The sequence below is a fragment of the Bacteroidales bacterium genome, from assembly GCA_031275285.1.
In the GTDB taxonomy this organism is placed as follows: Bacteria; Bacteroidota; Bacteroidia; order Bacteroidales; family UBA4181; genus JAIRLS01.
Map to the genome: position 1 here is coordinate 15,877 of JAISOY010000169.1, position 15,161 is coordinate 31,037.

A 15,161-nucleotide genomic window follows, 5' to 3' on the forward strand; every position below is an offset into this window, starting at 1 on the left:
GAAATACAGCAGAATGAAATAAAAATTCATACATGACTGCTCCTGAATAACCGTCACAGGTTAAGGTACATCTTTTTTCTTCATATAACAGTTTAGTGGTAAATGTCTCAAAAGTATCGGACAAGAATTCATTGCGAGTGAACATAAAATTTTTTAAACCAAAGGTAAATGACAATGTTAATTGCGTCATTGCTCTTTTGATCAGAAAATAGTTGGCTGTTATTTGTATGAAAATTCTTTCTACCTCTCAAATATTTTCTAACTTTATCAACTATATATAGCCCAAAAACAATCTGATGGATCGAAAATAGAAAACAGTAAGCGTGGCAATAAATAAAAAATAGAGACACATATGAAAACATTCTTGAAAGTCAGTCTAATAGCGATCATTGCAATGTGGTCTCTTTGCGCCGCTTGTCAAAGGGGAACAAACCAAAAAGTGCAAAATATAGAAACTTTTGCACGACTGTATGGATATGCACGTTGGTTTCATCCAAGCGATGAAGCACAGGAAGTAGATTGGGATAAATTTGCTGTTCTTGGTGTCCAAAAAGTTGAAAATGTCAAATCCTCCAAAGCATTACGGGATACGCTTTTCAGGCTTTTCTCGCCGATAGTGCAAGGTTTACAGATTTATGAAACGGGTAAACCCGGAAAATTCAATCCTGATATTCTTTCATCACCCGACCCGGATGCAAAAACGGTGGCTTGGCAGCATTACGGAGTTTACCTGAATGAGGGAAGTATCTACAAAAGTGTTAGAACCAATAAAAGTAAGATTGACATCAATCAAGATGGCGCAATAATCTATAAAGTTTTCACGAAACCATCTCATTTGCAAGGGAAAGAAGTTAGATTTTCAGGATATTTCAAAAATAAAAGCCAAAACAAAGAAGGTGCAAAGTTGTTCCTTCAATATATTCTCCAGGATGATAACAAAATACATGAAGCACTCATTGAGTCTCATGATTGGGGAAAACACGAACTTACAGTAACAATACCCGAAAACTCTGTTGCGGTAGCCTATGGATTGTGGATAGTGGATAATGCTGAAGTTTCGGCAGACGATCTGGAGTTTCTTGTAAACAATGGTAGCAAATGGGAGTCTGCCGATACAGTTAACATGGGATTTGAAAGTGGCACGATTGACGAAAGCCGAGCCGATGACTGGAAAACAATAAATATGAAACACTGTACATTTGAAGTAACTAACGAAGATACTCATTCAGGAAAATACAGCCTCAAACTAACTTTTAATTTTTCTGGAAAAATGTTTGACCGAATACCCCAATTCGGAGAAGTTATCAGTGAGCCAATTGGCAGTAACCTGACTTGTGTGGTTCCACTAGCATTACTTACAAATGATTCTATGACTTATCCCAAAACAGAAATATCGTCTTTAATCCGGTTGAAATCTGAAATTAACAACATCAATTATGGAAGGGGGTTCAATCCACAAGTGAATTTGGCAAGTGTGGTAATTACATGGAACGTACTGCAACATTTCTTCCCTTATTTCGACGTGATTGATACGAATTGGGAGAAAGTTTTAGGAGAAACACTGAAAAATACGCTTCCCAACACACAAAAAATAGATTTTTTGGAAACATTGAAAAAGATGGTTGCCAAGCTTGATGACGGACATGGGTCTGTTTCCGGTGGGGAACGCATGTATCGATTGCCTATTCGGGCTGAGTGCATTGAAAATAAAATTGTCATCACCGCATCAAACAATGATGTATTGAAAAGAGGAGATATCATTAAAAAAATTGATGGAAAACCGGTCATGGAAGTATTGGCAAAAACGGAAAAAACAATATCCGGTTCACCACACTTACGAAGACATAGAGCGCTGAATATTTTAGGAAGTAAATATGGTTTGAACAACAGTAGCCGATTTGTTATTGAGCGGGACGCCATGGAACAAATCGTAACAGTGCCGAACGTTAGCGTCTCTCGCAACTCAATAGATGACCGGCAATACCGGTACGAAAAAATTGTTGAAATAGACCCCGGAATTTATTATATCAACGCTATCAATTGTACGGAAGAAGATATTAAACAAAAAATAGATGTATTAGCAAATGCAAAAGCGGTAATTTATGACCAAAGGTATTCCGGTTACACTCCGCAAATTTTTAGTGTCTTAATACCTCACATGACTGAAAAACCTTTAAATTCTGCATGGTGGAATATTCCGCAAACTATTTATCCTAATCGGAAAGAAGTAGAGTTTGATAAGTCCAATTGGAGTATTCAGCCCCAACAACCATTATTCAGGTCTAAAATTATTATTATCAATTTGCCTTCAGTTATAAGCGCTGGAGAAACGATTATGGGCATTATAGACAATTATAATCTGGCAACTACCGTTGGAGAACCTACGGCAGGTTGCAACGGTAATGTTAATCAAATAAACCTGCCTTGCGGCTATTCTGTTCGGTGGACAGGGATGAAAGTACTGAAACACGACGGTAGTCAACTTTATCTGAAGGGATTTGAACCCGACTACCCTGTGAATAAAACAATCCAAGCCATCAAGGAAGGAAGGGATGAATACTTGGAAAAGGCATTAGAAATAGCCAGAGGAAAATAAATCAGTGGGATCCGTCGACTATTTCGGTAATCAGGAAGACTTTACCGGAATTATCGTTACATCCGGTAAAAGAATCGAATCTTCTTTTAAGCGTTGCCCATGAAAGTTATTAATAGTGTGGAAGTCGAGAGTGTTGTTATCCCGATAACCACATGAAGTATATATTCTCCTCAAAGGCTTTCTCTATCTTACGACAGGAGTAGATAATATTCACAGGTAGGCATAAAACAATATTTTGAGCATCTACAGGGATGATAACTGCTGGTTCCTCCTCCTTTGTAACGGGATAAAAGATCACTTAGGTCTAAATGATCTACTGCCTTGTTGACAATCCGGACAGGACGATTTAATGGTGTCTTTTTTTTATAAACTCAATATAAAAGTACATTTTAGTTGGAATTTACATCTTTGAATATTATCTTAGCCATTGATATAAAGTTGTTTGAATAGCATTAAGATAATACATTTAGCGAAATGGCAAAATACCCAAGGGGCTTATATCAATACGTTTTGGACAGTCCCGAACGTAAGAAATATCAAATCAAATAATTTAAAAAATCGAAGTATGAAAAAGATTGCTGTATTTGTCCTGATGTTGTCCATTGTTGCCGGTGGCGAAGTTTTATATGGTCAGGAAAAGAAATCGAAGAAACAACGTAAAGCTGAACAAATCGAGATGAAGACAAAGCAACTTATTGATACGCAAAAGTATATCTTTAAAGGAAAAAATGTTCGGGCAATAGGTACTGCGTTCCATAATATAGAATACTATCTTATTGTAACAGATAAAGTAATAGAAACATCTTTTTTACCACAATATTCAAAGAAAACCAATCTTGTAACCGGTCCTATATCCTTTTACGACGACTTTGAATATAAAGTGGAAAATTCCGAAAAAGGAGGTTGGGAGATCTTTATAAAGATCGAACTTAATAAAATGGGAGACTCAGTGGAAATGTTTTTAGTTGTTTATCCTGATGGTCAGGCAAAACTGACCGTATATCAGCTCACAGTAACAGGATTTAGAGGTGCCCCCTGGGAATGTAAAGGATATATAGAAGGGCCTAAACCAAACGGGAATTTTTAAGCTTCCATTTTCTGCATATGTTCTTTATATGTTTGGTTTTAAACACAGGCACATGATTTCAGTTTATGGTAAAAAGCCATGCAATACATGTTTTTCAAAAAATAATATATTCTTATCATCTGTCATGTTTTAATCTTTTTTGTTTTATAAGAAATGGGAAAATTAATACAATTGGGTATTTGCGAGGCATATATGAGATATATACGGCTGAATGAAATAAAAATTCATACATGACTGCTCCTGAATAACCGTCACAGGTTTTACGGCATAATAATTCTACTGTTGCATATTATTATGTGGTTGATTGAATGACTTGTACAAGGTTTTTATTTTTGCATTTTCATATATCTCTGTCTGTATTCTTTTGGAGTAATTTCCATTTCCTGGCGGAAGGCTTTTGAAAAGTGAAACGGATCGTAATAACCCAGCCGGAAAGCTATTTCTTTGATTTTCAGGTCGGAAAATTGCAGGTATGAGCAGGCTCGTTGTATCTTCAACTGGTTGTAATACACCATTGGTGCATACGATGTTTTCTTTGAGAAGACCGAACCGAAGTGTGATACCGAATAACCAACATGGTATGCTATATCATCAAGTGATATTTTATTTTCTAAATTATCTTTCATGAATACGATGCTTTTCTGTATTACATCGCTTTCTTTAGCCTTTTTGATTTCACGGTACTGATTGATATATTTCAGCGAGCCGAGAAAATGTATCAGGCATATGCTTGTATATTCCAAATTTTCAGGACTATAACCCATTTCCAGGTTTTGATACATTTCCTCAAATAACATGAAACGGTCGCTATAGCGGCTTTTATCCGATTCTTCTACATGGATCAATTGCCCGATGATGCTCTCGAACATGGAAATATTCTTTCCGCAGAAGTGTAACCAGTAGATACTCCATGGATTATTATTATCGGCTCCATAAGCATGGGCCTCGTGTGCAGGAATGATAAATGCGGTGTCTTTGGAAAGATGGTATTGCTGGTTCTTGTGTTTTACCCAACCTTTCCCGCTTTCACAATAAATAAATATATTTTCATTGCATCCGTCCGGTCGTTCACGATAATGATGGTGAGCAACCGGATAATATCCTATATGTGTAATATATAAGAGTTTTGTTATGGGATTGTTTGCTTGAAAATGCCGTATATTATACGGTGTAATGATGGCTTTTTCCCCTTTAAAGCCCTCTGCGATTTTTTCAGTGAAATTATACATATTTACAGGTATATTTTACATGTTTACTTATAATCAGTCTATTCATGAAATATTTTTTTTCAAAAATAATTGAATTTTACATTTTTTTCAAAAAAAAGTGCATCTTTATATTTAAATACAAGCTTATTTTTGTATCATTATAAATAAACATTTTTCGTGAATATTCATATCATCCTTAATTAGATGTCAAAATACAATAGTTTTTATTTATTGTTGATCTCGTTGGTCTCCGCCATGGGGGGATTATTGTTCGGCTATGACTGGGTCGTAATCGGCGGGGCCAAACCATTTTATGAAGTCTTTTTCGGGATCAGCGATTCGCCCGGCATGCAGGGCTGGGCCATGAGCAGCGCAATTCTTGGGTGTTTACTGGGGGTAATGGTGTCAGGTTCATTATCCGATAAATACGGGCGTAAGCCATTGATGACCCTGGCATCCTTGCTTTTTATTTCCTCAGCTATAGGGACGGGAATGGTTGATCATATCTCATGGTTTATTTTTTACCGTATCTGGGGGGGTATTGGCATCGGAATCGCTTCAAATCTTTCGCCGATGTACATTGCTGAGGTATCTCCAACAAACGTCCGTGGGCGTTTTGTTTCTATTAACCAGTTAACCATAGTTCTGGGTATATTGTCTGCGCAAATGGTCAACTGGTTGATCGCCGAATCCGTTTTACCCGGGGAAGATATACTGTCATCCTGGAACGGGCAATGGGCTTGGCGTTGGATGTTCTGGGCCGAGGTAGTTCCTGCCACGCTGTTTTTCATTACCATATTTTTTATCCCTGAAAGTCCGCGATGGCTGGCAAGCAATAATCGTTACGGTAAGGCTACAGATGTCTTATCCAGGATAGGAGGAAAACATTATGCCGAAGAAGAAATTTCCGGGATAAGGAACACTTTGCAGGCAGTTAAGGAAAAGGTGAGTTTCAAGCTTCTTTTTAAGGGGCGTATGCCACGCATCTTATTAATTGGGGTTGTTATAGCCGCGTTTCAGCAATGGTGCGGATTAAATGTAGTGTTCAATTACGCGCAGGAGATATTTGCTGCGGCCGGTTACGGCGTATCCGATATCCTGTTCAATATAGTCGTTACCGGTGTTACCAATGTCATTTTCACCTTTGTGGGTATGTATACGGTTGACCGGTTGGGACGGCGGAAACTACTCCTGTTCGGAGCGAGCGGGTTAGCCTGTATTTATGCTATTTTAGGCGCATGTTACTATTTTGATATTACCGGCGTTGCCGTCCTTGCATTGGTCGTTGCAGCTATTGCCTGTTATGCCATGACTTTGGCCCCGGTTACCTGGGTAGTCCTTTCGGAGATCTTTCCCACCCGCATCCGTGGAATGGCCATGGCCGTATCCACCTTTTCATTGTGGGCGGCCTGTTTTGTTCTCACCTATACTTTCCCGTTACTGAACAACGGTTTGGGTGCCTATGGCACATTCTGGCTTTACGGGGTGATCTGTATCCTCGGTTTTATATTTATTAAAACCATGTTACCCGAAACCAAGGGGAAATCATTGGAGGAAATCGAAAAGGAATTGAGAATTGAGAATTGAGCGTTCAGGATTCCTGATTTTTGAAACATTGAAATATTGAATTTTTATAATGGAAAGAATAACCGAATACCTGATCCGGCCTACGGTTACCGGTGAGGGAATTGTACGAGCATGGGAAGAAACCATCATGTTACCCACTTATGAAGCGGGGGAAGAGGAAAAAAATCCCATATTTCTTGAGAAGCGTGTTTACCAAGGCAGTTCAGGGTCCGTATACCCATATCCCGTTGTTGAAAAGATACACGATGAAAAGCATGATAAATCATATACTGCACTGTTCCTTGAAAACGAGTACCTGAAAATCATGATCCTTCCCGAGTTGGGAGGACGGGTACAGATGGCTTATGATAAAACAAGAAATCGTCATTTCGTTTATTACAATCAGGTGATCAAACCAGCCTTGGTTGGATTGACAGGTCCCTGGATATCCGGAGGGATAGAATTCAACTGGCCGCAGCATCACCGTCCGAGCACTTTCCTGCCGACGGATTACAGCATAGAAGAACACGCCGACGGAAGTAAGACCGTGTGGTGCAACGAAGTGGAACGTATGTTCCGTACCAAAGGAATGCAGGGTTTTACTTTACATCCCGGAAAAGCTTACCTGGAGATCCGTGTGAAAGTATATAACCGGACCCCTTTTCCACAGACCTTCCTGTGGTGGGCCAATCCGGCCGTTGTGGCGAACGATGCCTATAAATCGGTTTTTCCACCCGATGTACATGCCGTATTCGACCATGGAAAACGTGATGTTTCCGGTTTCCCGATAGCTACCGGGGTTTATTATAAACAGGACTATTCGGCAGGAGTCGATATATCCCGTTATAAAAATATTCCCGTACCGACCTCTTATATGGCCATACGTTCAAAATATGATTTCGTAGGCGGTTATGAGGAGGATGTCAGGGCAGGATTGCTTCATGTTGCCGATCACCATGTTTCGCCGGGGAAAAAGCAATGGACCTGGGGTAATGGTGATTTCGGACAAGCGTGGGACAGGAACCTGACGGATGAAGACGGTCCGTACATCGAATTGATGACCGGCGTTTATACCGACAACCAGCCCGACTTTTCATGGCTGCAACCATATGAGGAAAAATCATGGGTACAGTATTTTATGCCCTATTCGGAAGTAGGATATGTAAAAAATGCTACTAAGGATGCCATTGTCAATGTAGAAACAAAAGGCGGGAAGACATTTGTGGCGCTTTATACCACTTCGGAATACAGGAACCTGAAACTAATATTAAAAGATACGGCCAATCAAATATTGCTGGAACAACAGATCGATATATCCCCGGCCAGCCCCTATACCACATCTGTAGATACAGGTACCCTGCTTCCTGAAGATATGGTTTTTGAATTAAGGGATCAGGATGGTAGCTTATTGCTTTCTTACCATGCTGATAAGCCTGAAATAAAACCAGTGCCCGATCCTGCATGCGCCGCAAAAGAACCGGAAGAGACCAGTTCCATTGAACAATTATATCTTACGGGATTACATCTGGAGCAATACCGTCATGCTACATACCGCCCCATGGATTATTATATGGAAGCGCTCCGGCGTGAACCGGGCGATATACGTAATAACAATGCCGCCGGGCTTTGGTATATGCGTCGCGGACAATTTGTAAAGGCAGAACCCTACTTCCGGAAAGCTGTTGAAACCCAGACGGAACGAAATCCTAATCCTTATGACGGGGAACCGTATTACAACCTTGGATGGTGTTTGAAGATGCAGGGCCGATTGGATGAAGCCTACGATGCGTTTTATAAATCGGTATGGAATGCAGCATGGCAGGATCCCGCTTATATGTCTTTGGCCCAGATAACGATGAGAGTGAAAGTTGATTACCAGGCTGCCCTTGATCTGGTGGAACGCAGCCTGGTACGCAACTGGCATAACCATAAATCACGTCAACTGAAAGCAAGCCTTTTGAGAAAACTCGGTAAAAAAGAAGAAGCCCTGTTATGGATCGACGACTCTTTAAAAATTGACCGGTTCAATGTAGGATGCCTGTTTGAAAAATACCTGTTAACCAATGATGTTTCCATCCTTGGAGAAATGAATCGCCTGATAGCAGGGAAGGTCCACGTGTATATCGAGTACGCCCTGGATTTTGCCGGAGCCGGATTATACGAAGAAGCCGGTCAACTGTTGAAAAACACCATAAGCGATGATTCCCATGTATATCCCATGGTGTATTATGCATTGGGATATTTCGCATCGCAGGCAGGAATGGAAGGCAAAGCAAAAGAATATTATGGGAAAGCATCAGGAATGTCCCCCGACAGGTGTTTTCCCAACCGTATTGAGGAAGTGAATATTCTGCAGGATGCCGTCCGGTTGAATCCAACGGATGCCAAGGCACCGTATTACCTTGGGAACTTTTGGTATGCAGCGCGGCAATATGATGAAGCCGTCGATTGCTGGGAGCAGTCCGCTGTATTAGACGATTCCTTCCCGACCGCATTGCGCAACCTTGCTTTGGCATATTATAATAAAAAAAACGATAAAAAGCAAGCGCGTCAGTTGCTGGAGCGTGCCTTTTCCCTGGACACCACCGATGCCCGCATACTGATGGAGCTGGATCAATTATATAAGAAAACCGGTGTAAACCCGAAAGAGCGCCTGGACTTCCTTGAGAAACACCTGGATCAGGTAGAACAACGCGATGACCTGTTTATCGAACGTATCACACTGTACAATCAACTGGGCGAATATGAAACAGCGCGCCGGTTGATCAATTCCCGGCATTTCCATCCGTGGGAAGGCGGAGAAGGTAAGGTTACGGGTCAGTATGTTTTGTGCCGGGTCCAACTCGCGAAGAAAGCGATCAGGGAACAGCAATTCGGGATCGCTTTGGAACTACTGCAGGAAACCGAACAATACCCGTATAACCTGGGCGAAGGTAAGCTGGCCAATGCCGAAGAGAACGATGTGCATTATTACATGGGTTTGTCTTACCGCGGACTAGGCGATGAAGACAAGGCATCGGAATATTTTTGGAAAGCCACCCATGGATCGGCAGAACCACAACAGGCATTTTACTATAACGATCAGCAGCCCGATAAGATTTATTATCAGGGATTGGCATGGCGGGCGCTCGGAGATGAGAACAAAGCCCGGGGCCGCTTTTATAAACTGATTGCCCATGGAAAAAAGCATCTCTTTGATGATTGCAAGATCGATTATTTTGCAGTATCACTGCCCGATCTGGTCATTTGGGAAGAAGATCTCAACCAACGGAATAAAAACCATTGTTATTACATCATGGGGTTGGGATATCTCGGATTGGGGGAACAGAAAAAAGCGGAGGAATTTCTCAGGAAGGTTACGGAAAAGGATATAATAGCTATTAATAACACAATACTCCATGTAGAGATGGAGACCTTTTATTAATTTAAACATTGGAGCCTATGGTAATATTGAGCTGAATAACCCACTGTTTGGGAGCATGATTGTGAAATCTTTTGTTTTAATAATCAATTCCAAAAATTACGAAAAAAAATAATTGTTTAAACATTGCTATTCTTGTTATATTATTTTATGTATGGAAAAATCAGGTAATTATTTAAAAAATTTCCGACAGATGAACCATATCATCCGTCGGTACGAAAAGTCATTTATTCTCAATACCATAATGTGGCGCTTTATGGTCGCCGGTATTGCAGTGCTTTTTCTTGTCTCGTGTAATAACGACAATGATGAAAAAGAGATTTATGACCCCGGTAAGCCGGTAGAGCTTACTTCATTCTATCCCGATTCGGGACGAATCAGGGAGATGGTACTGTTGAGCGGTAATAATTTCGGTACTGATCCTTCCGCTATCAAAGTGTTTTTTAACTCTTCCGAAGCGAAAGTGATTAATTCTACGGGAAGCCGTATTCTGGCATTGGTTCCCCGTATGCCCGGAGACACCTGTATCCTGTCGGTACAGGTCGGTAACCAGAAAAAGGAGTATGAGCAAAAGTTCCGTTACAAAATTGAGGCTTCGGTAACTACTATTGCAGGCAATGGCAGGGAAGCGCATGTATTCGACCAGGGTTTGGATAAATGTGAACTGAAACCGGTATACATTGGTGCTGACAATGAATACAATATTTTTGTCACCGATAATACGGATGTTTTATTACGTATTAATACCATTACAAATACCCTGACGGTGGTTGCCACAAAAGATCAGGGATTCAACCATCGTTGCCAGCCCTACGCCAATCCGTTGACTAACGTGTTGCAGATGGGTGCGGAGATGGCGAATAACCGCGATCGTTTCACATTCCTTGATCCGAGGGACGGATGGGCGCCGAAATCGAGATTCATAAAAGCATGGGATCTCAATGGTTGTACCCTTCCGCAAGGAGGGCCGAATAATAACCTCAATTACGAAACCCATTGGCAATGCCTGTTGTGTGAAGCTGACGGCATGTACTATACCCGCTATGTCGGCGGACAAGTCGTACGGATCAATCCGGAAACATGGGAGGCAAAGATAATAGGTATGACACCGATAGGGGCAACATATGGCATGGCATTCCATCCTGTCAGGAAAACAGAGCTGTGGTTCGGATATGATCGGGCTGATAGTCCGACAGTAGCTGATGCAGCGAATAGTCTTTATGTGTGGGATGTTACAGATGAGTCAACAGGTGAAAATAATATGCTGTCAGGCTTCAGGAAAGTATCCGGTGCAGTGCCTCCTATGGGAGCACACAGGGACGGACCACTGGATCAGGCCCAGTTTAATTCTATTCGTATGATCAATTTCGACCTGGACGGAAATCTGTATGTGGGCGATTGCAGAAATCATTGTATTCGTTTGGTAAATACCACTACCATGATGGTTTCCACTGTTATTGGAATTCCCGGAGTCAGTTCTCCTTTCAAAGACGGAGCTAGGGAAGACGCGACATTCAATACGCCGCACGGGATTGTTACCGACCCCGATGGGATTATATATGTTGCCGACTATCATAATAACAGGGTCAGGAGGATCGCTATCGAATAATCTTCATAAATTGATAACAACTATACGATAAATAAAATGAATAAAATATATCATTATATGTTTGCTTTCTTGCTGTCGGCAGTAATCTGTTTTGCTTTGCCGGCGCAACAGGGTGGAACAACCATGAATGTGGAGGGTACGGTGTACGATGCGTTAGGTGAAACGCTTCCCGGGGTTAATGTTATCATTAAAGGAAAAATGGGAGGTACGACTACCGATGTCAATGGAAAATTTTCCATTAAGCCATTGCGTGGCGAATGGCTGGTTTTTAGTTTTGTAGGCTATGAATCTTTCGAATGGCTGGTTACTGAAGAAACGAAGGATCTGAAAGTTACTCTTTCCGAGGATTCCCAGCAATTGGAAGAAGTCGTAGTGACAGGCGTTGGGGTGCAACGCCGAATTTCTACGCTTGCTGCAGTCACTTCCGTTGATGCCAAAGAGTTACAGGTGCCTTCTCCTTCAATAACCAACATGCTTGGAGGTAGGGTAGCAGGTGTTATCACCATGCAGGCGAGCGGAGAGCCGGGTAAAAACCTGGCTGAATTCTGGGTGCGCGGCATAGGTACCTTTGGCGCCAACAGCAGCGCTTTGGTGTTGATCGATGGGTTGGAAGGTGATATCAACTCTATTGATCCGGCAGATATTGAGAGTTTTTCGGTACTGAAGGATGCTTCGGCAACAGCAGTATATGGTGTACGCGGTGCCAATGGCGTGGTACTTATCACCACCAAACGCGGACAGTCAGGAAAACTGGCTATTACCGGGCGTGCGAATTTTACTTTGTCGCATTTACGTCGTTTGCCGGAATATCTCCGTGCTTACGACTATGCGCTCATGGCTAACGAAGCCCGTGAAGTACGGGGTGAAACACCCCTTTATAAGGATATCCACCTGGACGTGATCAAGGAAGGATTGGATCCTGATTTCTATCCCGATATCAGTTGGCAGGATGAGATCGTACGCCGGTTGTCGTTCAAACAGACATACTATGTCAGTGGCCGTGGTGGTGGCGATATTGCCCGTTATTTCGTGAGCCTTGGCGGCTCCAATGAATCGGCAGCTTATAGGGTGGAAAAATCAAATCCCTATTCCACCAATGCCGGATATAATACTTATTCATTCCGCCTCAACCTGGACATTAACCTGACAAAGACCACCGAATTGAAATTCAACTCGGATGCTTTCATGTCTGTTAACAACAGGCCCGGTAATATTTCTTCCACCGATTATATCTGGCAATCGCAGGCTTCGCTTACCCCGTTGATATTTCCCCTGCGGTATTCCAATGGGGAATTCCCATCATCGAGTGTTGCCAATATCGGTATGTCGCCCTATGTAGTCATCAACCATAGTGGAAAAACCAAGTTGACTCAATATACGTCGAAGTTCTCCATGGCTATCGATCAGGATTTGCAGTTTGTTACCGAAGGTTTAAAACTGAAAGTATTAGGTGCTTATGAACGTAACGGCGGATATATCGAAACACGTTATCATCACCCCGCACTGTATCAGGCAGTCGGACGCAGTAACCGGGGCGAACTGATTACCAGGGAAACAGTGCCAGCTACCACTCAGGAGGCTTATTCGTTAACAAACAATAAAGATTATAATCAGTTCAGGAGGTTTCAATTTGAAACAACGATCAACTACGACCGGGTATTTGGGAGCGATCATCGTATTGGTGGATTGGCTTATCTGCACCTTAGCGACCAGATGTCCACCATGCAATCTCTGGAAGCTGAAATGGAGGACTTGCCCAGAAATTATGCCCAGATTCCCCGGAGGTATTTGCGTTTAACAGGGCGAATCGCATATGGGTTCCGTGATACTTATATGGTCGATTTTAATTTTGGTTATACCGGTACCGAAAACTTCATGCCGGGCCGTCAGTTTGGTTTTTTCCCTGCCATTGCTTTGGGCTGGGTGCCTTCCAGCTACGAATGGGTGAGGGATAACTTGCCGTGGGTAAGTCTTTTCAAACTCAGGGGATCATACGGAACGGTAGGAAACGATCGTATTGGCGGACGCCGCTTTCCCTACCTGAACAGGGTATCGCAGGATAATGAATACCTGTGGGGTAATAATACCTCAAGCGTGCAAACGATCAAAGTGATACGGGTAGGAGCCGATAACCTGGTATGGGAAAAGGCAGTGAAAACGGATGTAGGTATCGATGCCCGTCTGTTTAAGGATGCAGTCACTTTTACCGTGGATTTCTTCCACGATAAACGTAAGGGGATTTTCCAGGAACGGGTACAGGTGCCCGGCTATGCAGGGCTGACCAACAACCCGTATGGTAATGTAGGTAGCATGGTAAGCTGGGGATCCGACGGAAATGCATCCTATACATTCAATGTAAGTAAAGATATTAGTGTCACACTCCGGGGGAACTACACATATGCCCGGAATAAGTTGCTCAATTATGAAATGTTGTATGAGGAATATCCATATAAGGATTATACCGGCCTGCCCAATGAAGTTGTACGCGGTTACCAGTGTGTCGGTTTCTTTAAAGATGAAGCGGATATACTCTATAGCGCAAAGCAAAACTGGGGCACAGTGATGCCCGGCGATTTGAAATATAGGGATATTAACGGTGACGGAGTGATCAACGAAGATGACCAGGTACCTATCTCCTATAAAGAGATGTTTCCTTTGCTGACCTATGGTTTCGGAGGACAGGTCAACTACAGGAGTCTGTCGGTAGGCGTTCTTTTCAAAGGGACCGGAAAAGTAGACTATTTCCGTAATAATACTGGATATATTCCTTTTAATAACAATGAGTTGGGCAATATACTTACCCGGTTCGAAGATCCTTCTTCACGTTGGATACCCCGCTGGTATGCCGAGGCGCACGGGATAGACCCCTCTCTTGCAGAAAACCCCAATGCTGCATTACCAAGACTGCAATACGGGGGAAACACCAATAATGCACAGCGTTCTGATTTCTGGAAAGGAAATGCCCGTTATCTACGTCTGCAGGAAATCACCATCAATTACAATCTGAAAGGTAATTTCCTGAATAAGATCGGCATTGCTTCCATAGACCTGCAATTGGTAGGTAACAACCTGTACATATGGGACAAGGTGAAAGATTTTGATCCTGAACAGGCACACAAGGTGGGTACGGTATACCCCATCCCTACCACTTATTCCTTCCAGTTATACATCCACTTATAATCAATACACGATCAAATAGAAGATTATGAATAATATAAACATAAATATAAGTATCCGCAAGACTTTTTGTGTGTGGACGGCATGCATCCTGCTTGCTGTTGCGGGTAGTCTGTCTTCTTGCGACTATCTGAGCATCGACGATTATGTAGATAACGATTTGGCCATTGATACCATTTTTACCCAGAAGCGTTATATTGAAGCTTATATGTGGGGGGCTGCCACCTATCTTCCTGATGATGGCGCGTTGTTCGGCAACCCTTATACCCCTGGACCTATGGCAACCGACGAGGCCTTTTGTGAATTTGGTACGGGCGAATTTCAGGGTATGGGTTATGTATTAGGCGACCGTAACGAAAGTAATCTTGGATCCCTTGACAAATGGCAGACCTGGTACCAGGTCATCCGCCAGTGCAATACTATTTTCAACCGCATGGATGAGGCCCGGGACTGGACTATTTCCGAACGTCAGCGCATTACGGCATATACCCGTTTTA

At 42.4% G+C, this 15,161-nt stretch carries 8 protein-coding genes and 1 pseudogene; 7 read left to right on the forward strand and 2 right to left on the reverse strand.

Going from position 1 to position 15,161, the window contains the following annotated elements:
* Positions 1-352 precede the first annotated feature (352 nt).
* Positions 353-2,596, forward strand: coding sequence for a hypothetical protein (locus tag LBQ60_16825; protein MDR2039586.1), 2,244 nt, complete (start codon positions 353-355; stop codon positions 2,594-2,596).
* Positions 2,597-2,677: 81 nt separating this feature from the next.
* Here LBQ60_16825 and LBQ60_16830 read toward each other — a convergent pair.
* Positions 2,678-3,024: pseudogene (locus tag LBQ60_16830) on the reverse strand (transposase).
* Positions 3,025-3,161: 137 nt separating this feature from the next.
* Here LBQ60_16830 and LBQ60_16835 point away from each other — a divergent pair.
* On the forward strand, positions 3,162-3,683 hold the full coding sequence (locus LBQ60_16835; GenBank protein MDR2039587.1) for a DUF4251 domain-containing protein: 522 nt from the start codon (positions 3,162-3,164) through the stop codon (positions 3,681-3,683).
* A 326-nt stretch (positions 3,684-4,009) separates the two neighbouring features.
* Here LBQ60_16835 and LBQ60_16840 read toward each other — a convergent pair whose 3' ends face one another.
* Positions 4,010-4,912: an AraC family transcriptional regulator gene (locus LBQ60_16840; GenBank protein MDR2039588.1), complete on the reverse strand. Its 903-nt coding sequence runs from the start codon at positions 4,910-4,912 to the stop codon at positions 4,010-4,012.
* A gap of 183 nt (positions 4,913-5,095) precedes the next feature.
* Between LBQ60_16840 and LBQ60_16845 the strand changes: the two genes are divergently transcribed.
* The 5 genes from LBQ60_16845 to LBQ60_16865 form a co-directional block, all read left to right on the forward strand.
* The gene (locus LBQ60_16845) at positions 5,096-6,478 is read left to right on the forward strand and encodes a sugar porter family MFS transporter (GenBank protein ID MDR2039589.1); all 1,383 of its coding nucleotides are present in this window, start codon (positions 5,096-5,098) and stop codon (positions 6,476-6,478) included.
* Between the two features lie 49 nt (positions 6,479-6,527).
* Entirely contained in the window at positions 6,528-9,881 is a 3,354-nt protein-coding gene (locus LBQ60_16850; GenBank protein ID MDR2039590.1) for a DUF5107 domain-containing protein, read from the forward strand.
* A gap of 190 nt (positions 9,882-10,071) precedes the next feature.
* Complete coding sequence (locus LBQ60_16855; GenBank protein MDR2039591.1) at positions 10,072-11,487, forward strand: IPT/TIG domain-containing protein; 1,416 nt, start codon at positions 10,072-10,074, stop codon at positions 11,485-11,487.
* A 36-nt stretch (positions 11,488-11,523) separates the two neighbouring features.
* A complete protein-coding gene (locus LBQ60_16860; protein MDR2039592.1) occupies positions 11,524-14,667 on the forward strand; it encodes a TonB-dependent receptor in 3,144 nt (1,047 codons plus the stop codon).
* A 25-nt stretch (positions 14,668-14,692) separates the two neighbouring features.
* A partial coding sequence (locus LBQ60_16865; GenBank protein ID MDR2039593.1) for a hypothetical protein occupies positions 14,693-15,161 on the forward strand: 469 nt, incomplete at its 3' end.

Bases quoted from the DNA above. Each gene is read 5' to 3' on its own strand.
- LBQ60_16825 (MDR2039586.1), top strand. From the start codon at position 353: ATGAAAACATTCTTGAAAGTCAGTCTAATAGCGATCATTGCAATGTGG.
- LBQ60_16835 (MDR2039587.1), top strand. From the start codon at position 3,162: ATGAAAAAGATTGCTGTATTTGTCCTGATGTTGTCCATTGTTGCCGGT.
- LBQ60_16840 (MDR2039588.1), bottom strand. From the start codon at position 4,912: ATGTATAATTTCACTGAAAAAATCGCAGAGGGCTTTAAAGGGGAAAAA.
- LBQ60_16845 (MDR2039589.1), top strand. From the start codon at position 5,096: ATGTCAAAATACAATAGTTTTTATTTATTGTTGATCTCGTTGGTCTCC.
- LBQ60_16850 (MDR2039590.1), top strand. From the start codon at position 6,528: ATGGAAAGAATAACCGAATACCTGATCCGGCCTACGGTTACCGGTGAG.
- LBQ60_16855 (MDR2039591.1), top strand. From the start codon at position 10,072: ATGAACCATATCATCCGTCGGTACGAAAAGTCATTTATTCTCAATACC.
- LBQ60_16860 (MDR2039592.1), top strand. From the start codon at position 11,524: ATGAATAAAATATATCATTATATGTTTGCTTTCTTGCTGTCGGCAGTA.